We start from the raw sequence: 26589 nt of genomic DNA on the forward strand, positions 1-26589 counted from the left end.
AAATCGAAGTCTTGAAAATATGAGAGGTTTAATGGGTTGTGATCTCATGGCGCGCCACGCGCGTAACTATGTCGCGTTTTACAAAAACCAGGCCCGCGAGAATCAAAAGAACCGCGCCGACGAGATAAACAACCGAGCCGAACGCGATCGCCTCGCTCATGTTTGCCACCGGATCGGCGTGGCGGCCGTATTTTGTGGCCAGCCCGACCGCAAGCGGGCCGAGCGCGCCGCCACCCCAGCCGACCATGTTCATCAGTCCCGCGGCGCTGGCGCGGGCTCGTGGCTCGACCACATCGTAAACGGATGCGAAAACATTCGAGTCATAAAAACCCTTGCACATGCCGAAGCACGCCATCGCAACGAGGAGCAGCGTGACATTGTTTGTCAGCCCGACAAGCCCCACAAAAACAATCCCGCAGACAAGCCCGGTTGCCTGCACCAGCATGCGCCCGCCGGGATGTCGCGCCGCCCACCGATCCGCAAGAATGCCGGCGAATGGCACGCTTATCGCGCTTGCCAGATGGATGAACACACTGCCTGAAAGGCCGGCGTTTGTCAGTCGGAAGTGAAACTTTTCAACCAAGAAATAGGGCGTCCATGTGAGGAAAATTGTCGCGACAAAATTCGCCGCCATGAATCCGCCCAGAAGCAGCCACACGGTGGGTTTGCGCAATATAATCCTGGCCGTTTCGAACACGGTTGGCGGAGTCTCGTCAACCGCGGCCTGCGCTGGTTGCGGCTGCTCCGGCTGCCGGTCTTTTTCAGCTTTTAATGTTTCGGCTTCCTCGCGTTCCGCCGCACCGCGCGCGCGGTCATGCAGGAAGCGATAGAGCACGAGCGCGAGCAGCATGCCCGCCGCGCCGAACAGATAAAATCCCCAGCGCCAGCCGTGGTGTTCGGCGAACCACGCGCCGAGCCAGCCACCGCCAATGGTGCCGGCGTAAACGCTCGACTGGTGCAGCGAGAACGCGCGCGACCGCGTCTTCCGGTTGTGATAGTCGCCCATCAGTGACATGGCCGATGGAAAATAAAACGTTTCGCCGACTCCCTCGAGCGCGCGCACCGTGACAAAATGCCAGAGCTTGCTGCACCAGCCGGTCATCACCGTGATTGCGCTCCAGAACAGGCACCCGCCGAGAATGAGGTGCTTGCGTGAAACGCGATCGGCAATGAATCCGGCAAACGGCGAGCCGAATGCATACACCCACATGAACGCCGACCCAATCAAGCCGAGCTGCACCGCATCGAAGCCGAATTCTGTTTTGAGCGCCGGAAAAACGGCGTAGATCGCCTGGCGATCCGCGTAGTTAAAAAAACAAATGCACCAAAACATCGCCACCACGGCCCATTTATAATTCGGGCCGACGACACGTTGGGGTTTGCTTGGTTTTTCAGGGGACATGCGGGGATGTGTTTAAAAGGGTGGGGTGGCGCGGTTGCTTATTTGCGTTCGAGCACCACATGTTTTATGCGCGCGCGGTTCCACGTGTAGGTGATATGCACGCGTCCGTCCTGTGCCTGGATGATCGCGGGATAGGCGTAACCGTTGCGCACGGGGACATTCTCAAGTGTGATTGCGCGCTCCCATGCCTCTCCGTCCATGGAGTAATCGACGACGAGCGGACACCGCGCGCCCCATTTCGATTTGTCCGAGGCGACTCGCGGATTATACACAAGCAGCATGCCGCCTTCCCTCAGGGCAATCGCATCAATGCCGGAGTTTATCGATGCGATGCCGGTGCCGGAAAGGGGCGTCCAAGTCTTGCCTCCGTCACGCGACCACGTGCGCGATATTTCACGGTTCGCACTGCGCGAAAGCGCCATGAGTGAGCCGTCCGGTTGGATTAAAATAGTTGGTTGGATCGAGCGGAATTTTTTCGGGTCGGCGACATCATCGCTCTTTTTCCAATCGACGAGCGAGTCATCGGTTCGCTCAAAACAGATTGCCCAATCGTTCTTGTTGTATTCCCGCGCGCTCGGGCAAAGCAGCGTGCCGTCCTTGAGGCGCACCGGCTTGTTTTTGACAGGCCCCACCAGATTTTTCGGAAGGCGCGAGCGATTTCCCCATGTTGCGCCGCCGTCCCTCGAAACCAGCAACTCACCCCACCAATCCGTTGGCGAGGGGCCGACTTTGAAGAACAAAATAACGCGCCCGTCTGCCGCCCGGTAAAGAACCGGATTCCAAGTCGGGTGACGTTTGCCGTCGGATTGCACGCCGTTGGCAACCGAAACGCCTGGTGTCCATGCGCCGTTTTCATAGCGGGACACCCATATCTCCACGTCATCATGTCCCTCTTTGCTGCCGCCAAACCAAGTGGCGATGAATTTGCCGGGCGCAATTTCCACGATTGAGGACGAGTGCACCTCGGCCACGGGCGGCGCCGGTTCAATGAAACCACTCTTGACGATCTCCCATCGCGGAGCGGCGCATGCGGCGGAGAGCATCGCGATGCAATAAAAGGCGGCAAGCCGGAAGGTTTTTAACGATGTCATGGAAGGGTGCCTGTGAGTTTTGGGTTTAATTATGCAATCTGCCCGCGAATCGATCTGACATGATTTCACGATCATTAATCATGCTTATTCAAAAAGAATCCGACTGTTGCAAGCAGCGACAGGCACCAAGACCGAGAATGCTTTTCCGCGCATAAATTGATGTTCGATTTCACATATTCGCCACACCCTTGGTCGGGACAAACATCCTGTTTTGTTTGAGATAAAACATAGCCGCAATGTGTAAACTCGATCACCGCGAGCGCCCTGACGATGGCATCGTCTTTGTCATGTGCCGAGGCAATACGCTGTCTTGAGTCCATGGTTTTGCGCTGCCTAGATGCGGGCGAAACACACGGCGGCCGGCCTTACCGTTTCATGGCCAGGATTCGTTCCAGTCGCGCCGCGAGCTTGAGCACGGATTGTTCGAGTTCGGCTTGGTCCCGATGGATATAAACGTCGTGGCGCAGCAATAGCGCCACCGCGAGGCGCGGCGGATTCACAAGCGGCTCGCGCACGATGGCGGCAATGGACACATGGTCCTTGCTGCTCTCGCGGATATTCCATGCAAAACCCTTTTCACGCGCCTGCCGCAGCTGCGCGTAGAAGCGCTCGGGCGAAAGATTGGTATGGGGCGTGGTCGCCTCGTCCCCCTCGCGGGGCGCGTATTTGGGCCACTCGGACTCGGGCATTTGCGCAACGAGAACTTTTCCCGGCGACGATGAATGAATCAGGCTGTTTTGCCCGAGGCGCATGGTGTTGCCCTCGTCCCCGGCCGCGCAGACGACATAGGCGTAACGTCCGCCGAGCATGTCGACATACACGCTCGCATCGAGCGCCGCGGCGGTTTTGCGCAGCTCGGCGTCAAGGCGCATATTGTGGGCGAAGTGCGCGGCCACTTCATGCACAAACTCAAAGATGCGCGCATCCACGCCATAGCGATAATTGCGCGGGTTTTGTTGAAGAAAACCGATTTGGCAAAGCGTCTTGAGCAACCGGTGCAGGGACGACTTTGGCATGCCGAGCTCATTGGCGATCTGCGTGACGCCAAGCGCGTAGCCTCGTTGAAGCAAGAGGCGGACAACCGCTATGCCTTGCGTCAATGGTGTCGCTGTTCGTTCGTGCCGGGGTGGGGACTGGCTCATCTTGGCACTAGAGAAAGTGCTTCGCCGGATGGCGGGCAATCTTTATCCTTCCGTTCCATTGGTGGAATCCATCCGCGCGCCAACGGCGGTCCGTGCTCGTTGTCATTCGAAAAAGCGCCCCATATCTGCGGGCATGGAATCCCAACCCTGTGATTTTACCACCCCGTGCCTTGTTGTTGGCGGAGGCCCCGCCGGTTATGGCGCGGCGCTCGCCGCCGCGCGAAACGGCTGCAAGGTCATGCTCGTCGAGCGCCACGGTTTTCTCGGAGGCATGGGGGCCGCGGCGAATCTCAGTTGCTACATCAACTACCGCAGCGGCGAGGAGGATTTGAGCGAGGCGGCATACCGCGAGCTCATCGGGCAGCTGAGGGCCTCCGGGCTTTCGTATCCCGTGCGCTATGCACACACAGATTACATCGATCCCGAATTCACAAAGGTGGTGATGGAAAAAACACTCATCGGCGCGGGCGTGACGCTGTTGTATCATAGCTTGTTTGAGCGCGCCGCGCGCGCGGCGGACGGAGGCTGGTTGGTCGAGTTCGTCGCGAAAAACGCGCGCATCCGCGTGCGCGCCGATTATGTGATCGACGCCACCGGTGACGCGGATGTGTGCGCCTCCGCCGGGGCGGCGATGACACACGGGCGCAAGAGCGACGGGCGCGCGCAACCCATGTCGATGGTCACGCAACTTTCCGGTTTTGATCCCGGGGCCTGGGAGCGCGCGGGCGAGCCCATCGAGGCCGGGCGTTATGCGGTGAAATGCGATTGCTTCGCCGATCTCATCGCCCGGGCGCGCGCCGAGGGTGAGTGGACAATTCCACGCGAAAACATTGCCATGCTCTGGGCAGCCCCCGGCGATCCGACTTCTGTGACCATCAACGGCACGCGCATCAACGGGCTGAGCGCGTGCGACCCGCTTGATGTCACGCGCGCGGAGATCGAGGGCCGCCGTCAGGCGGACGAACTGGCGCGGTTTTTCAAAAAATACGTGCCCGGTTTTGAGCGCTCGCATTTGTCCCGCACCGGACCGCAAATCGGCGTGCGCGAGAGCCGGCGCATCACCGGGCGCGCCTTGCTCACCGAGGATGATGTGCGCGAAAGCCGACATCCCGATGATTCCATTACACGCTGCGCCTATCCGATCGATGTGCACAGCCCGGACAGCGCCTCCACCCAGTTTGAATCGATACCGGGCAAGCATTCCTACGGCATACCGTGGGGTTGCCTGCTGCCCGCCAGTCTCGAAAACATGGCCGCCGCCGGGCGCTGCATCAGCGCGACACATGAGGCCGCGGGCAGTTTTCGCGTCATGCCCACCTGCATGGGGCTTGGCGAGGCGGCCGGTTCGGGGGTGGCAATCGCAGCGGAGCGCGGAGCCGTTTTGTCATCAGTGCCGGCGCAGGCAGTCCGTGCCATGATGGACGGGAATCTGCGGCGCCGCGAGGCATCCGAATCCATAATCAACAAATAACTGACATGATTCCGGCTAGTAACATAAGCGGATTGGATTCCCCTGATTTTTTGATCGAGGAAACATCCTTCGACCGCGCGTCCATAGCCACAAACGGCTGCAAGTTCATGATCGGAAACGGTCGCATGGGAGTGCGCGGCACGCTTGAGGAATTTTCCAAGGAGCAGCTTGCCGCCTGCACGCTGGCGGGCGTTTACGACCAGCTTCCGGGCAAGTGGAGGGAGCCGGTCAACGCGCCAAATCCTTTTTATGTCCGCGCGTTTCACGAGGGAGTCCTTCTCTCCGCGGAATCGTTGCAACCTGTGTCGCATCGGCAGTGGATCGATATGCGCACGGCCCGGCATGGGCGCGAAACAGTTTTTCGACTGGACGGCGGACTCGAGGTTTCCATCAAGGCGGTGCGCTTTTTGAGCGCGGCGGAAACGCATGCCGGAGTCATGCGCTACTCCATTGAGGCGAGCCGCGATTGCGAACTGGTGATTGAAGCCGGGATCGACGGGGATGTGTGGGACTTGAACGGTCCCCACCTTGGGGACTTCGCGGCCTCCGAGCAGGACGGCGTGCTCGTCCTCGGGGCCCGGACGCATGAACAGGGCAGGGCGCTGGCCGTGGGCGTGGCGTATGAGGAAACACTTCCGGCGGGGAACACGCGCCCCGCGGAAATCGCGGCGCGCGCGACTTCGATCACAAGGCGCGTGACGGTGCGCGCGAGGGCCGGCGCGGCGTATTCATTTTCAGGATACATCTCGTTTTTTTGCGATACGGAAAATGCCGCCGCCAGGGTCGTCGAATGCTGCCGCGGTTCGCTGGCGACGGGCTGCGACGCGATGTTTGCCGCGCATTGCGACGTGTGGGACGGGCGTTGGAGGCGCTCCGACGTGGAGATCGACGGCGACCCGGGGGCGCAACTTGCGCTCCGGCACGGCATCTACCAGTTGCTTATCGTCGCGCCCTCGCACACGGACCGGGTGTCGATCCCGGCGCGCGGTTTGTCAGGCCAAGTTTACAAGGGCGGCGTGTTCTGGGATACCGAGATTTTCATGCTGCCGTTTTTCACCCATACGCAGCCCGAAACGGCGCGCCGGCTGCTTTCCTACCGGAGTCACACGCTGGACGGCGCCCGGCGCAAGGCGGCGGACCTCGGGTTTCGCGGAGCTTTTTACGCGTGGGAAAGTCAGGAGACTGGCGATGATGCGTGCACGTATTTCAACGTCACCGACGTTTTCACGGGGCGGCCCCTGCGCACCTATTTTCGCGACAAGCAAGTGCATGTCAGCGCCGACGTGGCCGTGGCGATCTGGAACTACTACCGGCAGACGGGCGACACGGAGTTTATTGTCGAGGGCGGAGCGGAAGTGATTCTGGAATGCGCGCGCTTTTTTCTGTCGCGCGCGTGCATAGATCCGGACACGGGGCGGCACGAGATTCGCGACGTGGTCGGCCCTGACGAGTATCATGAGCGAGTGGACAACAACGCGTTCACAAACGCCATGGTGGCGGCGACGCTGCGCATCGCGATCGACACACTGGAGCTGATGCGGAATCACGATGCGCGCGCGCTGGCGACGCTTGTCGCGCGGCTTGATTATGCGAACGATGCGAGACGCCTCGGGGAAATGGCCGCGCGCCTTTACCGTCCCTCGCCATCGCCCGATTCCGGCGTGATTGAACAGTTCGACGGCTATCATCGCATGGAGGACGCGAGTTTGGTCGAGGTGACGAAGCGTGTCATCCAGCCCAGCGAGTATTGGGGGGCGACGCACGGTGTTGCCGCGAACACGAAGATCATCAAGCAAGCCGATGTCGTGTTGATGCTCCACCTGTTTCGCGACGAGTTTTCGGAGGACGTCAAGCGCGCGAATTGGGAATACTACGAACCGCGCACCGAGCATGGTTCGAGCCTTAGCCCATGTGTGTATGCGCTCGTGGCGGCGGACATTGGCAAGACGGACTGGGCGTATCGTTACTTTCTCAAAACCGCCACCATCGATTTGACGGGCGATTCGAAGCAATACGTTGGCCCGCTCTACATCGGAGGCACGCATCCGGCGGCAAATGGAGGCGCGTGGATGGCGGCCGTGCTTGGTTTCGGAGGACTGCGCGTGTGCGACGGCTTTGTGCGCCTTGACCCGGTTTTGCCGGAGGGCTGGGAGTCGCTGGCATTTTCTTTTTGCGCGCGTGGCGACTGGTTTCGCGCGCGAATCACGCGCGGCGGAATTTCGGTGACCGCGGATGCCGCGAATCGCGCGGGCGTCGAGTTCAGGTTCGCCGGCGGCGCGGGCGCGGTGTGCGCACCGGGAGCAACCCTTTCAACGGACGTTTTGTCATGACCATGATCGCACACGATTTTATTTCCGAGGCGCGCGGGATGATTTTTGACCTGGACGGTGTCATTGTGGACACGGCCAAGTATCATTATCTCGCATGGAAACGGCTCGCGGAGGAGCTCGGGTTTGCGTTCAGCGAGACGGACAATGAGCGGCTCAAGGGCGTCAGTCGCATGCGGTCGCTGGATATTCTTTTGAAGATTGGAGGCATGGTCTTTGACGACGACGCCAGGCGGCGGCTCGCCGAAAAAAAGAACCTCTGGTATGTCGAGTATATCTCCCGGATGGACAAGTCGGAGATTCTGCCCGGGGCGGGTGATTATCTCGGGTATCTGCGCGGCCGCGGAAAACGCATCGCGCTCGGTTCCGCGAGCAAGAACGCGCCCATGATTCTTGAGCGACTCGGCATCGCCCCTCTGTTTGACGCGGTCATCGACGGCAACAAGGTGGCAAACGCCAAGCCCGATCCCGAGGTGTTTCTCACGGCTGCGCGGGCGCTCGCGCTTGATCCGTCCGAGTGCGTCGTTTTCGAGGATGCCGGGGCGGGTGTGGAGGCTGCGGTGCGCGCGGGCATGCGCGTGGTGGGCATTGGCGATCCCGCCGTCTTGAATTCGGCAAACTGCGTGGTCGGCGGACTCGACGCATTGCTGCCCAAAAATCTCCACAATAAATAGGCAACTCCTTTTCCATTCCAAAATTATGAACGCGACAGAATACCCTCACTCCACTCACCCTTGGCTCCGAATGTTTCGCTTCATTTTCACTGTGCTTCCGTTCGCGGCCGGCTTCGTCATGTTTTTCCCGGCGGTTCCCTCGCATTGCGCGGAACCGTTGGAAAACGCGGCGGCATACTCATTGTTGCGCAACGAGGACGGGAGCTCGAAACCGGGCGCGTTTCCCATGGGGTTTGTGCGCGGGGAAACGGCCCAAACAGTGCAGCTTGGCTTTAGCCAGGTGCAGGACGTGGCGATGTTTGATTCATTGGTCAAGGGCGAGAAATATCCGGAGCCGTCCGCTTATTTGCAATCGAGGGAGGGCATTGAGTATTACAGCCTGGCGCTGCCCGCGGACAGCCTGGGGCCGCTGCATCTCAGCGCGGCGGGTGAAAATGCCATCGGCACGAAACCCGTGCCCGGCATCGGACCTTTGCTCCTCGCGCACGGGCCGGATGGCAAACCGTATTCGCATCCCAAGCACAAGACGCGCGCGCTGGCGAAGAGCATCGACCTTTGCGACGTTTTCGACCGCAACACGCGCCGGTATCTGGTCAGTTATGTGCGGGAGCATGTGCGCTCCCGGGTCGGCTCGCCGATTGACAACCGCATCGCGCGATGGGGACTCGACAACGAGTGGGAGGCCCGCCCGAACTATTCCCCGGAAGCGTGCCGCTTGTTTGTCGAGTGGCTGAAACGCGCCTACCAGAATAACATCACCGAGCTGAACAGGGCGTGGGGCTCGTCGTTCACCGCGTTCGACGCGGAGCTGACCAAGGAGCTGCCGCGCGAGGATGATTACCTGCGGAAACCCGGACGGTTTCTCGACTGGTGCGATTTTCAATCCGAATATTTCATGCACGTGCTCGGCGAGCAGATGGCCGCGATGCGCGAGGCCGATCCGCGCAAGCGGGGTGTCGTGCACAAATCGACACAGATCACGCTCGAAATGCCTGCGACGAGCCGGACGCGCATGATAAACCACGGGCGTTTTGGCGACATTGCGCGGCCCCACAGCGGAGGGCTCTATGGCATCGACATGTATGGCGCCGGAGACAGGCAGGCGTATGAAATCAACTATATTTTTAATTGCATTCGCCCGCATGATCGCGCGCCGGGATTCGGTGTGATGTTGTGCGAGGCCAACAACCACGGAGGGCCGGGGCACCAGTTCGCGGGCACAATGTGGCGGCTGCTTGCGAACGGATTGAAGTCCATGATGTTTTTCACGCCCGGCTACGTGGGCGCGCCGGTGAAGAGCGACTGGGATCATTTCTCTTTCATCGACCGCGACACGGGCCGTCCGAAGGACAAGTTTTTCTACGCCGCGCGCTGGGCAAACATGGTCCGCCGCACGGAGGAATTTTGGAGCGCCGCCGTGCCCGCGCCGGGAATGCCCCGCATTGCGATGCTCGTGCCGAAACGCGATGTGCTTCTGAGCGAACGCTCCGAGCGGAACCAGAACACCGGCATGTTTTCCTACGCGCGGAACCATCGCTGGATGGTTTTCCGCTGGTTGCGCGAGCAAGGTTATTGGGTCGATGTGCTGCCCTACGAAAAACTGGGCGACGATTACCTTTCCGCTTACGATGCGCTTGTGCTCGTCGGCGCCGAACACCTCTCGCCCACGGAATGCGAGACAATCGCCCGCCACGTCGCCTCGGGGCGCGTCCTTGTCGCCGACACGATGCCGGGCTACTTCGACCAGCATCATCGCGTGCTGAATGCCTTCGCGAAAGTCGCGGGAGTCGAGGCCTCGCGCCTGCCGGATCTGGGCGAGGTGCATTTTGATATCAATGGCCGCAAGGTGTCCGCGAAAACGCCGGTTGCGGTCAACCTGCGCGCAGACGGCAACGCAAAGGTGCTTGCACGGGATGCCGCCGGAAAACCGCTCGCCTTGGTGAGCCCGTTTCACGGTGGCCGCATTTTGCTCATGCCGTTTGAACTCGGCTCACTTGAGCATGTCGAGAAAGGCAAGTCGCTCGACTCGCTGCAATCGGGCAACGCCCCCACGGCGGGCAGCGAGCCCTACGCATCATTCCCGGGCGAGTTCGACATCGGCGCGTGGCTGGGCGGATTGTTGAGAACCGCGGGGGTGAGGCCGGCATGTGCGATTTCGGGCGAAAACAGCGACAACGCGCGCATCATTCGCATCGAGCAGCCGTATGTCGATGCGAACGGAAACGTCGCCGTTGTCATTACAAATCGCGCCCAGATCGAACCGCGGGAAATAATGCGGGCGTGCGAAATCGAGCTGCCGCTGCCCGGCGGCGCATGGGCGGCGGGGCTCTGGGGCTCGGCGGAGTCGGACGAACTGCACCCCGTCTCCGTCGCGCAGGTTTCCGGCGCGTTGCATCGCGTGTCCCTGCCGGAGATCGCCAGCGCCGGGGTGCTTTATTTTTTCCGCAAACACGAGCCGCTGATCGGGATCACGAGCATCGAAGCGGAAGGCGGGGCGGTGGCGGTTGACGGCGTCACTCCCAAAATCGCACCGGGTGCCGCGCTCAAGGTGACAGCGCGTTTGTTTAACACGACGGGCGCGACGCTTTCATCGGGCGAAATGGCGTTGCGCGCGCCTTCCGGCTGGACAATCGGCGCGGAGCGCGTGCGCACCAAGGAGCTCGCCGCCGGCGAATCCGTTTCGGTGGAGTTTTCCATCATCCCCGAAAAAGACGGCAAGCGCATGAAGCCGGATTGGATTTACCCGCTGGTCGCGCGCTGGGGCACTGATGGCAAAGACCGCTCCATCGCGGCAACCCATGTCGAAAGCGCGCCGTTGCCGGAGGACATTGCCTGGCTGCTCACCGACAACGCGAACTATCCCGAGACCCATCCCTACAAAAAGAAAACCGGCGCCACCTACGCGTATTCGAAAAGCGCCATGGCCGAGGCGGACCCCATAAGCAAGGCGGGCAAGACGCCGCCCGGGCGCGCGCTACTCGGCGGTTTCGGAAGCATAGCCGGCGAACGCAACAGCTTTAACCGGGGTGGTTACGTGAAAACTTTTTATGCGCGTTACAACACGCCCAAGGTCGAGGTGACGTTCGACCTGAAGGATGTGCGCACCGTGCGCCGCGTGAACATTGTTTCCGGCCCCGAGCCGGTGCGGCCCCAGGGCATTGAGGTGTTCACAAGCGAGGATGGCAAAACCTTCGCGCTGCAAAAAACGATCACTCCCGGCGAGCCATCGCTGGAACATGTCGCCGCGCTGGATGATATTCGCGCCCGCCATGTGAAGCTGGTCGTCACCTGGCCCAAGGCGGGCGGGACTCTCGACGAAGTCGAGATATGGGGACGTTGATAAAAGGAGGGTTCCGACGTTCCGCTAATGGAATCGCTTGTTTGATAATTTGAATCATCTCCTTGTCCCGTCCCGCGACATAATAAAAATTCCGTTTATAGTAACTCCCTTCCGCTCGTTCCCCATTTTATACATCAACCCCGAATATCACTATGATTATGCCCAACCCAAAAAAAATACTCGCCGCGTTGCTGATTTTTCCATGCGCCGTATTCGCACAGGAAGCCCCCGTCGTTCCGGATGATGACGATGATATTGTCGTGTTATCCCCCTTCGAGGTAAGGGAGGACGCCAATGGGGGCTACGCCGCCACCAACGCGGTCTCCGGCACGCGCCTTAACACCAATCTGCTGGAGCTTCCCAAGACAGTCGATGTGGTGACGTCCGATTTTATCAAGGACATTGGCGCAATAGACATGGCAGGCGCCCTGCAATATACTCCCGGTGTTGTTCTTGCGGATGACAATGTGGGCTCGGACGATGCCTACGGCGGGCGTTTCTCAATTCGCGGCATACAGACCAACACATCCTATCGAAACGGTTTCCCCTCATCCTTTATTGTCGATCCCGTTCTCATCGACCGCATCGAAATAATCAAGGGGCCGTCCTCCACTTTTTCCGGCCCCATTGAGCCGGGCGGCACGCGCAATTATATAACACGCAAACCACCCGGAAAGAGCACGACATCATTGTTCAGCCGTTATGAAAGCTTTAGCCGTTTTCGCGCGCAAATAGTCAACGGCGGTCCGCTGAAAACCGACAAGTCGCTTTCCTATCGCATTGCCGGTGTGTATGAGGATTTCGACAGCTATCAGGATTTCGCCAACCGGAAGCGCCATGTCGGGGCGGGCACCCTGCTCTGGAAAATATCGTCCAAGGCCACGCTTCAAACCGATTTCCAATACGTTCGCAGCGAGGTTATTCCGAGCACCCACACGGGCATCTTCACCCTTGTAAACGGCGAGCGCACCTATCAGGACGACATCCCGCGCGAATTCAACCGCCAGGGACCGGAGGCCTTTGCCAACACCACGCAAATTTCCTCGCTGACCGACTTCACCTACAGAATAAATCACACGTGGACCGTTCGCGCCGGCCTTATATATACAAACCAGGATGTCGCCCGCCTCCTGCCCGGCACCGGCTCGCAAATAGTCATGGTCAACGGAAGGCGCGCAGTCTCGCGCACCGAGGTCACTTACATGAAGGACGCGATCAGCACCGCCGTGAATCCCCAGGTTTACGCGGTGGGCGAATTCAAATACGGAAAGATCTCGCACAAGCTGATGCTTGGCGCCGATTTTTATCATTTCGACACAAAAAACGACATATACAGAAAAACCGAGCTCACGCGCCTTTTTATAGACGACCGGGCCAATAATGATTACAGCCTCGGCAATCCGGCGGACTACGACGAGTTCAACCTGCGCCGCACACTGCACCGCTACAAGGCGCTCTCGATGAATAATATTATTCAGTTCTTTGGCAAACGCCTCACCATCATGCAGGCGCTCCGTTACACTCATCTTGATGATATTGCCAAAAACGACATGGTCACGGCCGCCAATCCCCGCGTGCAGGACACGCAATCCAACTGGGTGCAATCCTATGGGGCGTCCTTGAAAATCCTGCCCGACATGTCGGTTTTCCTCAGCTACAGCCAGTCATTCAATCCGCAGGCTCTCTTTTTCACTTATGAAGGCAACATGCTCAAGCCGCTCAAGGGCAGGGGCTGGGATGTCGGTGTGAAATACGACATTATAAAGAACAAGCTTTCGAGCACGCTCACGGCCTACGATTTGAAGCAAAACAACGCCATGATCGCCGACTTTGATCATTCGGGATATTATCTAAACAGTGGTGAAACGAAAAGCCGCGGCGTGGAGTTCACACTCCAGGCGCACCCGGTGAAACCCTGGCAGGCCACGCTCGGCTACTCGTATATTGACGCCGAGATAGTAACCGCGCCCGCGTCCCGCCCCGAGCGTCTCGGACGCGTGGCCAACATCCCCAAGCACCAGCTCACCCTGTGGAATCATTATCGCATTTCGAATGGCGCGCTCAAGGGACTGGCCGGCGGGCTCGGCGTCGTTTACATGTCCGCCCGGCGCACCCACGCCACGCTTGCCGACCAGCCCGGAATCGAGGCGCCGGGTTATACAAAATTGGACCTGAGCATTTCATACTCATTTAAACTCCGCAGGATGCCCGTCACCTTGCGCGGAGAGGTTAACAACCTCACCGACGAGAAGTATTTCTCCGCTTACAACTACTACGGCATGCCGCGCACCTATTCGGGCTCGCTGGAGCTTCGGTTCTAAGCGGGGTCGTTTACACAGTTAATTTCTCCCATGACCGCCGTTCCCGCACCCAAAGAGAAACCGCTCTCGCCGAATTACCGGTGGCTGATTCTGGGCATGCTGATTGTCATCGGCTACCTGAACCAGTTTGACCGGCAGACCGTCTCCGTCCTCAAGACGACAATCAAGGCGGCGTTTGAAATCGACGACTCCGGGTATGCGCTGCTCGTGAACGCGTTCACGGCGTGCTACGCGATCGCCTACATCGGAAGCGGCTGGGTCGTGGATCGCATCGGCCCGCGCAAGGCGCTGGCGCTGTTTGTGGCGGGCTGGTCGCTCGTGACCGTGGGTTGCGGCATGGCGCACGCATTGTGGCTGATGGTGATTTTGCGCGGCCTGCTCGGGTTTGCGGAGCCGGGACTTTTTCCCGTCACGATGCGCGTCTCCACGGTATGGGCGCCCGACAAGAACCGCGGCGTTTTCATGGCGTTCGCCACGATTGGCACGAGCATCGGCAGCATCACAGCCGTGCCGATCATCGCATGGCTGACGATTCACTTTCACTGGCGGCTCTCGTTTGTCGTGCCCGGTGTGATCGGCATTGTTTTGGCGTGGATGTGGTGGCGGTGGTATCGAGAGCCGAAGGCCCAGGCGCAAGGCGCGCCGGCGACACCCGCGGAGGCGGCGCCCGTTGCCAAACCCGCCGCGCTGCCATGGACGACACTGTGGCGGCAGCGCCCGCTTTGGGGCGTGATACTCGTGCGCCTGATCAGCGATCCGGTGTGGTATTTTTGCCTGTTCTGGATGCCGGGCTATTTGCAGGAATCGAAACATGTTTCCATCGGCATGCTCGGCGTGATCGGCTGGATTCCGTTTTTGTGCGCGACAATCGGCGGGCTGGCGTTCACCGCGCTGTCCGACTATCGCGCAAAGCTCGCCGGCTTGCGCGGCCGAAAATTCCTCGTCATGGCGACGGCCGTGCTCGGGCCGCTATGCTGGCTGATTCCGCACACGTCCGTGATGCCTACAATCGTGCTGTTCTGCGTTGTCGCGGTGTTGTGCAACGCCTGGCTCGGCTCCATCGCCCCGATCATTGCGCAAGTGTTCCCCGTGGGCAATGTCGCGAGCGTTTACGGCATAGCAGGCGCATTCGGCGCCACGGGCGCGATTGTGTTCAACTGGCTCATCGGCCAGGCCGCCACGCTTTGGGGCATGGACACACTCTTCATCGTGATGGGCTGCCTGCACCCGTGCGCGGCGCTCGTGATGGCATTTTTCATACGCAGCGGGGACATGATAAAAACATCCCGCTGAAACGCGCCCCATTTCCAACAATAACAAAACCTCATAGAGCATCATGAATATAAAACAAACCCCGAGAACGATCTGGTTAACAGTGGTCGCCGCATTATGCGCGGGCACAATCGCGCCCCTCGCCGCCGACCCCGTCCAGGCTGTCCAGGCCGACGCGTTTGTGGCGTCCACCGCCGTCGCCACGCATTGGCGCAAGGGCGGCAGCGCCACCAATCCGTTTCCGGATGTTTACATGACCAAGTTCGACGAACTCTCCAGCCTGGTGATAGATTCTGGCATTCGCCACATTCGCGACACGGGCAGCACGCCCGACTTTATTAAAAAGATACAAATGCTTTCCGACGCGGGCGTGAAGAGCATCATCACAATCCATCCCGCGGCGGGCATCCGTCCGAATTCCCTCTACTGGGCCGCCGGCGCCGCATACAGCGTCGATGACTACGTGCGCGTCGTGGGGCGCGACGTGATAGCCTATCTCGAAATGAACAACGAGCTCGACATGGCCAGCCAGCGCTCCGCCACATACTGGCGCCCGAACGACACAGTGACACTTTCGGACGACCCGGAATCGGCGAATTATTATATTAATTATATCAAGGCCGCGACCGCGGATGCGAAAGCCTCCCTCGCCGCCTCCGGCGACGGTTCAATCGCCAGCGTGCCTCTCATCGGGCCTTCTTTTGCGACGACTGAAAAGGGCCCGAACTCAAGTTACACAAGGGCGGGCGACCTGAGCCAGCATGTCGATTTCAGCAATATTCATCATTATTACCTGGGAAGGGAGCCCGAGACCTCCACGATCCGCGGCATTGATTATGTCGTGGAAAACTGCGCGCGCGAGCAGGCTCCCGGCAAGGGCATGATCGCGACCGAGGGCGGCGAAAGCACGATAGCCGGAACATCGAAGCAGATCTGGCCCGCCGTGATCCAGGGGCGCTACATGCCGCGTTATTTTCTCACCCACTTCCTGAAGGGGTTCACCGTGACGGCCGCATACGAACTCGTGGACGAAAGCAGGGGCGCGAGCGTTCCCAACACAAACAAAGAGGACAACTTCGGCCTCATTAAAAACGACCTTACGCCCAAGCCCGCGTATCACGCGGTGAAGAACATGCTTTCAGTCCTGAAAGACCCCGGCCCGTCGTTTGAGCCGGCGACACTTGACTACGCGATGAGCGGCGGAACTGACAATGTGAACACCGCGTTTTTCCAAAAGCGAAACGGCGATTTTTACCTGTGCCTCTGGCTTGGCGTTTCCAGTTATGATTCCACCGGGGATGGCTCGATTTTTGACAATCCGCCGCAGTCGGTCACCCTCGCTTTGCCCGCCGAAATCCAAAGCGCGCGCATTTTCATCCTGGACGACACCGGCGCGATGACTTCCGCCGCGGCAAGCATCGCGGGCAACGCCATCACTGTGAGCGTCACCGATCGCGTTACGATTGTCCGCCTTAGCGCGACAAGCAATGGCGGTGAGGCATCGATGCCCACGGGGCTGCGCGCGGCTCCCGCAAGCGGGCAGATCGCGCTCAAGTGGGCTCCCGTTTTTGAAGCCACATCCTATACAGTCAAACGCGCTTCCTCCGCCTCCGGTCCGTTCACCGTGGTCGCCTCCGGGCTTGCGTCGCCCGAGTATACGGACACCGGCCTCACGGATGGAACCACCGTGTATTATAAAGTCACGGCGACTGCTCCCGGCGGTGAAAGTGTCGAATCCGTGCACATCGCCGCGACGCCGTTCAAGCCTATTATCGACAACGCCGACGGTTTGCCGGAAGTGACGCTTAACGGCGCATGGACGGCCTCCACCGCCGCCCCATTTGGAAATAATAATTTCCCCGTCGATTATTATAATACCAATTTTATCCACGACGGAAATACTGCCAAGGGAACTAAGAGCGTTGTATTTACTCCGACAATCACGACCGCCGGCAATTATAATGTGTATATTCGCTGGACCGCCACGAGCGGCCGCTCCAACAACACGCCGGTTGAAGTCACAGACAGCGAGGGGACGCACCAATATACCGTGAACCAGCGCATCAACAGCGGCACTTGGGTGCTGCTCGGCACTTTCAAATTTGCCGCGGGCGCGACTGGCAATGTCACAATTAAAAACGACAGCACCAACGGGCACGTCATTGCCGACGCCGTCCGCCTCGTGCTCGACATGCCGCGTTCGCCGGCCGGTTTGACCGCCTCGACAGACGCGCCGCCGGTTGCGCTGTCATGGACTGCCGTCACGGGCGCCACGGGTTACACCGTGCGCCGCGCGACTTCGCAACACGGGCCATGGACACTGCTTGCTGACAACGTGCCCGGCACCAGCTACAGCGACGCCGGCACCGAGGCCGACACCGTTTATTATTACACGGTCTCGACCGTGGGCGGCACGGGCGAGGGCGCGCCGGGTTATCCGGTTGCGGGCGCGAGCATGCGCCCGGTCATCACCAGCGCGGCCACGAAAAACGGCGTCGTCGGCGAGCCGTTCTCCTATCAGATCATCGCCCAATATTCGCCAACGGCCTACGATGCGACTGGGCTTCCGTCGGGTTTGGCTGTCAACCAAACCTCCGGTATGATTTCCGGCACCGCCGCGACATCCGGCACCTATAATGTCGTCCTGTCCGCAAGCAATGCCGCGGGCTCCGGCACGGCGGCGCTTCTGCTGGACATCGCCTCGGAGCTCTTCGCGCCGGTCATCACAAGCGCGACAACCGCCGTCGCCCACGAGGGTGAGCAATTCCTCTACGAACTCACGGCAAGCCAGCAGCCGGACACCCTGACTGCGACGCCGATGCCCGCGGGCCTGGATTACGATCCGGCCACGTCGATGATCAGCGGCATACCGACCGCAAGCGGCACATACAACATCATGCTCTCGGCAACGAATCGCAAGGGCACCGGCACGGCCAGTCTTGAGCTCGTCGTCGAACCCGTGCGCTACCCCCCGTCGATATCCAGCCCGACGTCGGCCTCGGGCGCCGTGGGCTCCGCGTTTTCCTACCAGATTGACGCAAATTATCTCCCGTCGGGTTTTGCCGCGACCGGTTTGCCCGAAGGGTTGAGCATCGATGCTTCGACCGGCGCGATTACTGGAACACCACTCACGAGCGGCAAGTTCACCGTCACGCTCTCCGCGACCAATGGCGCCGGCGACGGCCAGGCGCAACTCGTCATCACCATCGACGGCCACGTGGAGACGGAGTCCGTGGTGAGCACGGGATTGACCGCCCCGGTTTCGGGCGTGTGCGACAGCGCGGGCAACCTTTATGTGGTCGATGGCGGCGCCATCAAAAAAATCGCCGCCGCCAACAATGCGGTTTCAACGCATGCAACCGTTCCCCAGGCGACCTGCATCGCAAGCAGCCCCGGCGAGCCGGGCGTGTTTTACGTCGGCGGCAGCGGCGGCGCGGTTAATAGGATTCTCGCCGACGGCACAGTTGTCACGCCTTCGCTTGCATCCGGTCTCGACGCCATCAACGGCATCGCCGTCGATGCCCAGGGCGCCGTTTACGTTTCCAGCGGCGACACGGTCAAAAAAATCTCCCCCGCGGGCGAAGTTTCCACGCTGGTCGACACGGGGCTCAATGCGCCCGGCGGTCTTGCGATCAATGAAAGCACGGGCAGGCTGTATGTTGCCGACACGGGTAACAATGCCGTCAAGGAAATCAACACCGAGACCGGCGCAGTCACCGCCACCGCCACGGGATTCAACACGCCCGAGGCCCTCGCGATTGATGACGCCGGACTCATTTATGTGACCGACACGGGCAGCGGCAAGGTGCTCGTCCACGATGCGGTTTCCAAAAAAACGAGCACCGTCCTCGACACGACCGCAGGGCTCAATGCCCCCGCGGGCATCGCGATTGACGGCGACGGATTTGTTTACGTGGTCGACACCGGCAACGCCTCCGTAAGCGCAATCCTCGCGAGTCCCATGACAACGGTTGAGCTTCAAAACACGTCAGCGGCGACACGCTCACGCGTCACCCTTGACGGAGCCGTGCGCGCCTCGCCTGGAGCCACCTATCAATGGTTCAAGGATGGCGTCGCGATCCCCGGCGCAACGGGCTCGACGTATGAAATCGCCTACGTGCTGCACGCCGATGCCGGGGTCTACTCCGTCATCGCGAGCAATCCTCTGGGGAAAAGCAGTGACAGCATGGTGCTGCTCGTGACCGGAGTGGAACCGCCGCTAAGCGACGATAGTTTCGAGAAGGGCGGCGGCGCGACAAGCCTCTGGATGCTTGGCGCACTGGCGCTGCTTATGGGGCTGCGCCGGATCGTTTCGCGCCGCTTCCGCTGACGATTCGCGTCGCCAATGCTGCCTCGCACCTTTCTGACGCAACTCATCCCTGCGCGCATCGACGAGGCGGCGCGGCGATTGCAGTCCCGGATATGGACGCCGCTTCCCGACGCCGTGATCGAGGTTGCTGGGACGGAAAGTTTTCGCGATCCGGACTTCCGCACGCCCGGGCAACTGACAGGGGCCGATTTCACCCCTGTTTCCCCCAATGTCGATATCCATTGGGGCCCAAAATATTCGCAACGCTGGTTCCGGCTTGTGCTTCCCGACGCGCCCGCGGGAGACAAAAGCACGCGCTACCTCGAATGGCGCGACCAGGCGGAGGCGACCTTATACATCGATGGCATTCCCTACTCGGGGCTCGATCTTGCGCATCGCTATTGCCCGCTTCCGGATGGAACGCGCGAGGCGCTGGTCGAGTCGGTGTGCATCCGCTCGGGCATCTGGCTCGACGGCACCGCCTCGCATCTGGAGGAGCAAGGCAGTCGTTACACGCCGCCGCGTCTTTTCACACGCAATGACGCAGCTTGGAACGCCTATCACGATTTGAAAGTCCTGCTCGATCTTCTCGAGGTCGAGCACCGGGACTATCAGCCGCCATCGCCCGTCGGGCCGCCGCCAAAAGTGTTTACCGATCCGGTGCGCAACACGCCGCCGGTCTTCCGGGCCAGCCCGTTGTTTCGCCGGTTGTCGCACAGACTCGATGTCGCCGTGCACGTCTTCGACCGCAAGGGACTGAATGCGTTTGCGCAGGAGCTTCGGAAAATCTACCGCGATTTTCCGGCGGACCTCGATGCGCTCCATGCCGTGCTGACCGGCCATGCGCATATTGATCTGGTGTGGTTGTGGCCGGAGCGTGTCGGCGAATTCAAGGCCGTCCATAGCTGGGCCACGCAAGTCCGCCTCCTCACCGAGTATCCCGAGTTTCGTTTCGGATATTCGCAACCCGCGAGCTACCGCGCCGTCGAACGCATCGCGCCCGCGCTGCACGAACAAGTGCGCGGGCTCATCGCGCAAAATCGCTGGGAGGCGACGGGCGCGAGCTATGTCGAAAGCGACACACAAATTCCGTGCGGCGAGGCGCTGTGGCGAAGCCTGCGCATGGGGCAGGACGAGTTCAGCCGCCTGCGGGGAACCCCCGCGAGCGTTTTCTGGCTGCCGGATGTCTTCGGCTACAGCGGCTGCGTGCCGCAATTGTTGCGCGCCTGCGGAGTCACGGGATTTTTCACGACAAAACTTTCCTGGAGTTCCATAAACCGTCCGCCTCACACATCTTTCATGTGGCGCGGTAATGACGGAACCGAAGTCGCCTCGCACCTCGTGTTGTTGCACGACTATAACGAGGCCGCCAACCTGCGCCGGCTTCGCGAAGACGCGCTGCATCACCAGCAGGCCGCCGTGCACGGCGAGTTTCTTGTCCCCACCGGTTATGGCGACGGCGGCGGCGGTCCGACCGAGGAGATGTGCGAGCGCGTGCGCCGTCTCAATAATCTCGCGGGCGCGCCTCGCGCGCAATGGGGCGGAATCGAGGAGTTTTATGAAAAACTCAATTCAATCTCGCAAAGCCTCCCCGTGTGCGCGGGCGAGTTGATGCTCGAAATTCACAGGGGCGTTTACACGACGCATGGGCGGCTGAAAACAGCGTTTCGCTCACTGGAGCGCGCCCTGCAAATCCAAGAGGCCGCGCATGTGGCCGCCGGCATGGGGCCGGTTGATTTGCATGCGTGGGAGCGGTTGGTTTTTGCGCAATTCCACGATTACATTCCCGGCAGTTCAATCTGGGAGGTTTATGAAAAGGGCATTCCCGAAATCGAGCGGCTTGCCGTCGAGGCACTCACCGCAGCGAAGCATGCGTTAATGAAAAATTGCGGCACGGAAAACCAGACGGACAAATGCTGGTTCAATCCCCTGCCTCAACCGCGCAACTGGATCGACGGCGATGCATGCTATCGCATGCAACCATTGAGCGGAGGTTCCGTGATGGCACTCGAATGCGTTAACGCATCCAATCCATGCGCTTCGTCCACGGAACTGGCGAGCGACCGGGTGCGCGCGACATTTGACGCGACGGGCGGACTGCTCTCGCTTGCGATTGACGGCGAGGCAGTCGCGCTGCGCGGCACCGGCCACCGTTTGCTCGCCTACCCGGATCATCCCGCATCGTTTGAGGCGTGGGACATAGACCGCAACACACTCGTTGATGGTTTGCCCGCGCAACCCGTCGGCGAACCGGACGTCATCAAAAACGGACTGTCGTCGGGCGTGCGATTTACCTACCGCGTGGCGGAAACAAGCACGGCTCGCGTTTTTTATCACGTGCGTGCCGCCGAGCCGGTCTTGCGCATCGACTACGAAATCGACTGGCGTGATGCGGAGTTTCTCCTGAAGGCTGTATTCGAAACCGGATACGACGGACGCATGGCGCGTTTTGGCGCGCCCTTCGGGAGCACGTTGCGAGGACAATGGCCCGGATACCCTCGCGAGGAAGCGTTGTGGGAGGTTCCCTTTAGCCGCTGGTTGACGGTTACCGACGATGCCCAGGCGAAAGGCCTCTCCGTGATCACACGGGATCGTTATGGCGCCAGCGTGCGCGACGGCGCCGTGGGTGTGACACTGGTGCGGAGCGCGTTTGTCACCGAGGCGGACCATCACCCGCAGATTCGTGAAACACCGAATCGCCCCGTTCACTCGGACATTGGCGTGCAAAGCGTGAGTCTCGCCATCGGGCGTTATCATCACGCCCAGCCCGCGAACGATCAGGCCCCGGCACTGGCCGATTCGCTATTCACACCGTGTGTGCGGTTTGATGCAGATGCGCCATGCGCGGTAGAATGCGGACTAGTGGGTATCCAAAATACAAATACACTTCAACCTTGCTGGGCTGAGCCAGGACGCGACGGAATCTGGGCCCTGCGAGTGCACGAAACAGGCGGCGAGTCCGGGGAGGCTCGGCTCGAAATCGCCAAGGACTGGTGCGCGTCTGCCTGCGCATTGGGAACACCTCTTGAAGCCATCACGGATGAAAGCTGGCACGCCGGTTCACTTGAGGTTCCTTACCGCGCCTACGAGGTAAAAACTGTGTGGTTTAAGCCAGTTGGCGGACGATCCATCCCGCAACGACGCTCCCATCAATAATCACCGCTTCTGGTCCACGCCGGTTAAAAATCGGACTAAATGATATTCCCTTATCATTTCCATCTTTTCCAACACCGTTTTCTCCAACGCATTGGGGAAAGGTGTTAAGAAGTTCAAAACTTCTCATAAATGGCTGCCCGGGCTGGGATTGAACCAGCGACCAAGTGATTAACAGTCACCTGCTCTGCCACTGAGCTACCGGGCATCAGTTTCTTCCGCCGTCCTTTTCAGAACAGCCGGTGAAGGGGCGTCATTACGGAGGGTTTGATTTTTGGCGCAAGTAGAAAAATCATTTTTTGTCACTTATCGGTTTTCACAACTGAACCAGCCCGGTTTCGCCTCAGGCCGGTTTTTTATCAGATCGGGACGTAGTCGGGGGTTTGCTCGGGCTCCACGACTTCGGCTGTCGTGAGTTGCACCAGTTCGTGGAGGGTTTTGAAGTGCGCGGCGAGGTCGTTTCCTTCGGTGCCGCCAACGAGGCGCTCAAAGAGGCCGCGTTTGCTGTCCTTCAGGCTTTGGATGCGTTCCTCGATTGTTCCGGCTGTCACCATGCGGTAAACGAAAACAGTGTTCGACTGACCGATGCGGTGGACTCGGTCAACGGCCTGCGCCTCGACGGCGGGGTTCCACCACGGGTCGAGGAGAAAAACGTAGTCCGCGGCGTGCAGCGTGATGCCGGTGCCGCCGGCCTTGAGTGAGACGAGCATCGCGGCGGCGCCTTTCGCGTTTTGGAAGGCCTGCACGGGCTTGAGGCGATCCTTGGTCATGCCCGTGATTTCGTAGCGAGGCAGGTCGGGGTAGGTGAGGGCGATGGCTTCGTGGACGCGCTCAAGGAGCATCACGAATTGCGAGAAGATGACAACTTTGTGCCCGCCGCTGATGATTTCAGCGAGTTTTTCAACGAGGAGGTTTATCTTGCCGGAGTCGGCGAGCGGGGTGTCCAGCCAGGGGAGCATGTCGGGGTCGCAACAAATCTGGCGCAGGCGCGTGAGGAGGGCGAGAAACCCGAAGCTGCGCTCGCGCAGGGCGGCGTCCATATCGTCACCGAGGCGTTGCAGTCCCTCGGCGCAGACGCGGGCGTATTCGGCGCGTTGCACATCGGTGAGCGGGCAGACGAGTTCCATTTCAACTTTCGGCGGAAGCTCGGTGGCGACTTCGCTTTTGGTGCGGCGCAGGATGAAGGGGGCGAGTTGTGCGCGGAGTCGGGTGAACGCGCCTTCGCGATCGGCGGCGAGCGCGGCTTCAAAACCGGCGCGCGTGCCAAGCAGCCCGGGCAGGAGGAAGCGGAAAATGGACCACAGGTCGAGCTGGCGGTTTTCGAGCGGGGTGCCGGAGAGGACGATGCGATGCTGGGCGCGGATGGCGAAGCAGGTTTGCGTGGTTTTGGCGACGGGGTTTTTGATGAACTGGCCCTCGTCGAGGATGGCGTAGCCGAAGCGCGCGGTGTCAAGGCGGGCGCGGTGTTTGCGGAGTTGCGCGTAGCTCGCGATCCAGACGATGCGCTCGGAGACGGCGGGGGCGCGGTCTGCAGTTTGCCGTTTGCGGTTCCAGCTTCGGGCTCGGCGGCGTGATTTGTTTCGGTGGCGTTGCCGACAAAGGGATTTCCGTTTTTCAGGACTTTGATGCGAATGTGCGGGGCGAATTTCGCGAATTCCTCCTGCCAGACGGGAACGACGCTGGCGGGGCAAACGATGAGCGTGGGGAGCGCGGGATCGTTGGCGGGGCGGACGGAGAGGAGCGAGATTGTCTGAAGGGTTTTGCCGAGGCCCATTTCGTCCGCGAGGAGTCCGTGGCAGCCGGTGTCGCACAGGTGGTGCATCCATTCAACGCCGTGGCGTTGATAGGGACGGAGGATTTCGGGGAGTTGCTTGGTGAAGGGCGCGGGGGTGGTGACGGCCCGGCGCCATGCCTCGATTTCGGGCGAAAGAGTCAGCTTGAGGCGCGCGTCATTGAATAGGGAGAAAATGAGATACGGGGGAAGCTCGCCGTCGGGGTTTTCCGCCTCGGAGATGTTGCGTCTCCAGTTTTCCAGCGTTTCGAGCCGGTCGGCGGGGAGTGTGACGATGCCCACGCCGGGGAGCAGGGTGGGCGAGGCGCCGCGCTTGGTGACGAGTGCGACCTCCTCGTCGGTGAGGAGGCGTTCGCCGGATTTGAATATCCAGCGCAAGTCGAGGGCGGCATCGTTGTCGCCGCCCCCGGCGGTTTTAGATTTCAAATTCGAAATTTCAGAATCACTGGTCGCGTTTTTTTTGCGAGCGCGCCGGGTGGCGATGGCGCTGACTTCGAGGGTTTGCGCGTTCTGGAGGAGTTTTTCCGTTTCGGGGGCGAGTTCGATTTCGTAGGCGCGCCGCCATGCGGGGAGGGTATTTTTCAGATAAGATGGAATCTCGATGATGTTCGAGAGGAGGTAGTGGCCGGTTTGTGCGTTGTAGGCGAAATGCGATTTGCGCGCGAGGGCGGCGAGTCCGATGAGCTTGGCGCGTTCCGCCCGCGTGGTTGCGGGGCGGGCGGACGAGGCGGTGTTGCCCGGTGTGAAGGCCGGGGCGCGGGGCGCGCGGGCATTGGCCGGGTCTTTCCAGAACGCCTCGAACGAGAGTCCGTTGTGGCTGGTGGCGAAGGTGAGGACGAGTGTGCGCGGAGGCGGCGCATCGGAGGTTGCCGGGACGGTTTTGCCGTTGGTTGCCGCGCCGGAGGATTGCGGCGCGGGCGCGTTGGCACCGTTGCCGTTGCCGTTGGCGGATGGCTCGGCGGGCAGGGGAGGGAGTTCGTCGCAAAGGAGTTCCTCGATTTCGTGAATGCCGGCGACCGCGATGGCGCGGGCTTTTTCGGTGTCGTCAGTCGATGCGCGGATGTTGAGCTCGCCATTTTCCCATTCGATGACGGCGTATTCATCGCGTTTTTCAATGCGGCGGTGAATGATGGCGTCCTTGTTGGTGAGCTCGAGTTCGCGGATTTCGCTGTCGCGGTAAATGCGGCGGCCCTGTTCGAGCTGGCTGTCCGTGAACACGGCGAACCAATCGCCTTCGAGTTTCTCAAACCAAAACTCGAGCGATTGCGGACTGTAGATGCGTTTTGCGGCGTGCTTTTGCATGACGCGAAAAGGTTCAACGCTAGAATCGCATGAGTGTTGAGCAATCCCTTTTTCAAGTGTCATTGTTTTTTGGGTGATAGCGAAGGCATACCCTCGGACGGAGGCGGGCGACGCGACTAAATTCATTGTAAAGCCGACGTTAATATACCGTTGCCAAGGTTTCCGCCCGACATTTGCGTTTGGGTTTCATTTTCCCAAATTATTTTTAATCTCATGCAATGGTATTATGTTTTAAACGGCGAGCGCGTCGGACCCGTTTCACAGGAGCAATTCGACCAGCTTGTGCAGGCGGGCACGATCACGGGCGAGACGCTTGTCTGGCACGCGGGCATGACGGAGTGGCTGTCGTGGACGCAGACGGCGGCGCGGATCGCCGCTGAAAGCGACTCGGCCGTGTGCGCGGTGAGCGGCCGTCTTTACCCGAAGCGCGAGATGCTTGAATACCAAGGGCGCTGGGTGAGCGCCGAGCACAAGGACGAGTTTTTCCAGCGCATTCGCGAGGGCGTGCAGCACCACACTGCGATGCCGGGCGAAGTGCGCTATGCGGGATTTTGGATTCGGTTCGCGGCGGTCATTATCGACATGATGTGCCTGTGGGCGATCAACATGGTTTTCAGCGTGGGTTTCATGTTTGTGATGATGGCGCTTGGCGGCCTCGCGTCCGCGTCTGGACGCGGTGGAATGACACCGGTCGTCGTGATTCTGCAATTGTCCCTCTATGTTGTGCAAATTGCCGTGGCGCTGGCCTATGACGTGTTTTTTATCCGAAAATATGACGCGACTCCCGGCAAACTTGCGTTGGGCTTGAAGATTCTGCGCGCCGATGGCGACAAGCTTTCGGTGGGCCGGATTATCGGGCGCAATTTTGCAAAAGGTGTCAGCGCGTTGATCCTGTGCATCGGCTACATAATGGCCGGCTGGGACGATCAAAAACGCGCCTTGCACGACATCATGTGCGACACGCGCGTGGTGCGCAAATAATCGCAACCGCCG

14 protein-coding genes, 1 tRNA gene and 2 pseudogenes are annotated in these 26589 nt (G+C 60.2%); 9 read left to right on the forward strand and 8 right to left on the reverse strand.

Features of this window, described 5'->3' with window-relative positions; all coding sequences use genetic code 11:
- Nucleotides 1–28: 28 nt before the first annotated feature.
- The 4 genes from CKA38_RS12470 to CKA38_RS12480 all read right to left on the reverse strand — a co-directional run bounded on the left by CKA38_RS12470 (nt 29) and on the right by CKA38_RS12480 (nt 3635).
- Nucleotides 29–1402, reverse strand: coding sequence for an MFS transporter (locus CKA38_RS12470; protein WP_108825768.1), 1374 nt, complete (start codon nt 1400–1402; stop codon nt 29–31).
- A 38-nt stretch (nt 1403–1440) separates the two neighbouring features.
- Nucleotides 1441–2493 carry a sialidase family protein gene (locus CKA38_RS12475; RefSeq protein WP_161554894.1) on the reverse strand — a complete coding sequence of 351 codons (1053 nt, stop codon included), beginning with the start codon at nt 2491–2493 and terminating at the stop codon, nt 1441–1443.
- Between the two features lie 74 nt (nt 2494–2567).
- On the reverse strand, nt 2568–2813 hold the full coding sequence (locus CKA38_RS15520; RefSeq protein WP_152032850.1) for a hypothetical protein: 246 nt from the start codon (nt 2811–2813) through the stop codon (nt 2568–2570).
- 45 nt (nt 2814–2858) lie between these two features.
- On the reverse strand, nt 2859–3635 hold the full coding sequence (locus tag CKA38_RS12480) for an IclR family transcriptional regulator (protein ID WP_108825770.1): 777 nt from the start codon (nt 3633–3635) through the stop codon (nt 2859–2861).
- Nucleotides 3636–3768: 133 nt separating this feature from the next.
- On the opposite strand from CKA38_RS12480, the gene CKA38_RS12485 reads away from it, so the two are divergent.
- From CKA38_RS12485 to CKA38_RS12520, 8 genes are all read left to right on the forward strand, one after another.
- Nucleotides 3769–5106, forward strand: coding sequence for an FAD-dependent oxidoreductase (locus CKA38_RS12485; protein ID WP_108825771.1), 1338 nt, complete (start codon nt 3769–3771; stop codon nt 5104–5106).
- Nucleotides 5107–5111: 5 nt separating this feature from the next.
- A complete protein-coding gene (locus tag CKA38_RS12490; RefSeq protein WP_108825772.1) occupies nt 5112–7436 on the forward strand; it encodes a glycoside hydrolase family 65 protein in 2325 nt (774 codons plus the stop codon).
- Nucleotides 7433–8107, forward strand: coding sequence for a beta-phosphoglucomutase (gene pgmB, locus CKA38_RS12495; RefSeq protein ID WP_108825773.1), 675 nt, complete (start codon nt 7433–7435; stop codon nt 8105–8107). The genes CKA38_RS12490 and pgmB overlap by 4 nt, the downstream gene beginning before the upstream one ends.
- A gap of 91 nt (nt 8108–8198) precedes the next feature.
- Nucleotides 8199–11447 (forward strand): beta-galactosidase, encoded by a 3249-nt coding sequence (locus tag CKA38_RS12500; protein WP_161554895.1) that lies wholly within the window; start codon nt 8199–8201, stop codon nt 11445–11447.
- A gap of 158 nt (nt 11448–11605) precedes the next feature.
- Nucleotides 11606–13768, forward strand: a complete 2163-nt coding sequence (locus CKA38_RS12505) for a TonB-dependent siderophore receptor (protein ID WP_161554896.1) — start codon at nt 11606–11608, stop codon at nt 13766–13768.
- 30 nt (nt 13769–13798) lie between these two features.
- The gene (locus CKA38_RS12510; RefSeq protein WP_108825776.1) at nt 13799–15061 is read left to right on the forward strand and encodes an MFS transporter; all 1263 of its coding nucleotides are present in this window, start codon (nt 13799–13801) and stop codon (nt 15059–15061) included.
- A gap of 43 nt (nt 15062–15104) precedes the next feature.
- On the forward strand, nt 15105–19370 hold the full coding sequence (locus tag CKA38_RS12515; RefSeq protein ID WP_108825777.1) for a golvesin C-terminal-like domain-containing protein: 4266 nt from the start codon (nt 15105–15107) through the stop codon (nt 19368–19370).
- Nucleotides 19371–19385: 15 nt separating this feature from the next.
- Nucleotides 19386–22505 carry an alpha-mannosidase gene (locus CKA38_RS12520; RefSeq protein ID WP_108825778.1) on the forward strand — a complete coding sequence of 1040 codons (3120 nt, stop codon included), beginning with the start codon at nt 19386–19388 and terminating at the stop codon, nt 22503–22505.
- A 130-nt stretch (nt 22506–22635) separates the two neighbouring features.
- On the opposite strand, the gene CKA38_RS12525 is transcribed toward CKA38_RS12520, so the two are convergent.
- From CKA38_RS12525 to CKA38_RS16835, 4 genes and pseudogenes are all read right to left on the reverse strand, one after another.
- A tRNA-Asn gene (locus CKA38_RS12525) sits at nt 22636–22710 on the reverse strand.
- 151 nt (nt 22711–22861) lie between these two features.
- The gene (locus CKA38_RS16540; RefSeq protein WP_236919030.1) at nt 22862–23461 is read right to left on the reverse strand and encodes a DEAD/DEAH box helicase; all 600 of its coding nucleotides are present in this window, start codon (nt 23459–23461) and stop codon (nt 22862–22864) included.
- Between the two features lie 57 nt (nt 23462–23518).
- A pseudogene (locus CKA38_RS16685) lies at nt 23519–24193 on the reverse strand (SNF2-related protein); the annotation flags it as partial.
- A pseudogene (locus CKA38_RS16835) lies at nt 24172–25722 on the reverse strand (SNF2-related protein); the annotation flags it as partial. The pseudogenes CKA38_RS16685 and CKA38_RS16835, both read right to left, overlap by 22 nt.
- A gap of 87 nt (nt 25723–25809) precedes the next feature.
- Between CKA38_RS16835 and CKA38_RS12535 the strand changes: the two are divergent.
- Nucleotides 25810–26577: an RDD family protein gene (locus tag CKA38_RS12535; protein WP_108825779.1), complete on the forward strand. Its 768-nt coding sequence runs from the start codon at nt 25810–25812 to the stop codon at nt 26575–26577.
- The last annotated feature ends 12 nt before the right edge of the window (nt 26578–26589 follow it).

Origin of the sequence: Ereboglobus luteus, from assembly GCF_003096195.1 — a bacterium.
GTDB lineage: Bacteria > Verrucomicrobiota > Verrucomicrobiia > Opitutales > Opitutaceae > Ereboglobus > Ereboglobus luteus.

What these genes read in the sequence shown, in the direction of transcription:
- CKA38_RS12470 (WP_108825768.1), bottom strand. Translation starts at nt 1,402, where the DNA reads ATGTCCCCTGAAAAACCAAGCAAACCCCAACGTGTCGTCGGCCCGAAT.
- CKA38_RS12475 (WP_161554894.1), bottom strand. Translation starts at nt 2,493, where the DNA reads ATGACATCGTTAAAAACCTTCCGGCTTGCCGCCTTTTATTGCATCGCG.
- CKA38_RS15520 (WP_152032850.1), bottom strand. Translation starts at nt 2,813, where the DNA reads ATGGACTCAAGACAGCGTATTGCCTCGGCACATGACAAAGACGATGCC.
- CKA38_RS12480 (WP_108825770.1), bottom strand. Translation starts at nt 3,635, where the DNA reads ATGAGCCAGTCCCCACCCCGGCACGAACGAACAGCGACACCATTGACG.
- CKA38_RS12485 (WP_108825771.1), top strand. Translation starts at nt 3,769, where the DNA reads ATGGAATCCCAACCCTGTGATTTTACCACCCCGTGCCTTGTTGTTGGC.
- CKA38_RS12490 (WP_108825772.1), top strand. Translation starts at nt 5,112, where the DNA reads ATGATTCCGGCTAGTAACATAAGCGGATTGGATTCCCCTGATTTTTTG.
- pgmB (WP_108825773.1), top strand. Translation starts at nt 7,433, where the DNA reads ATGACCATGATCGCACACGATTTTATTTCCGAGGCGCGCGGGATGATT.
- CKA38_RS12505 (WP_161554896.1), top strand. Translation starts at nt 11,606, where the DNA reads ATGCCCAACCCAAAAAAAATACTCGCCGCGTTGCTGATTTTTCCATGC.
- CKA38_RS12510 (WP_108825776.1), top strand. Translation starts at nt 13,799, where the DNA reads ATGACCGCCGTTCCCGCACCCAAAGAGAAACCGCTCTCGCCGAATTAC.
- CKA38_RS12515 (WP_108825777.1), top strand. Translation starts at nt 15,105, where the DNA reads ATGAATATAAAACAAACCCCGAGAACGATCTGGTTAACAGTGGTCGCC.
- CKA38_RS12520 (WP_108825778.1), top strand. Translation starts at nt 19,386, where the DNA reads ATGCTGCCTCGCACCTTTCTGACGCAACTCATCCCTGCGCGCATCGAC.
- CKA38_RS16540 (WP_236919030.1), bottom strand. Translation starts at nt 23,461, where the DNA reads ATGCTCCCCTGGCTGGACACCCCGCTCGCCGACTCCGGCAAGATAAAC.
- CKA38_RS12535 (WP_108825779.1), top strand. Translation starts at nt 25,810, where the DNA reads ATGCAATGGTATTATGTTTTAAACGGCGAGCGCGTCGGACCCGTTTCA.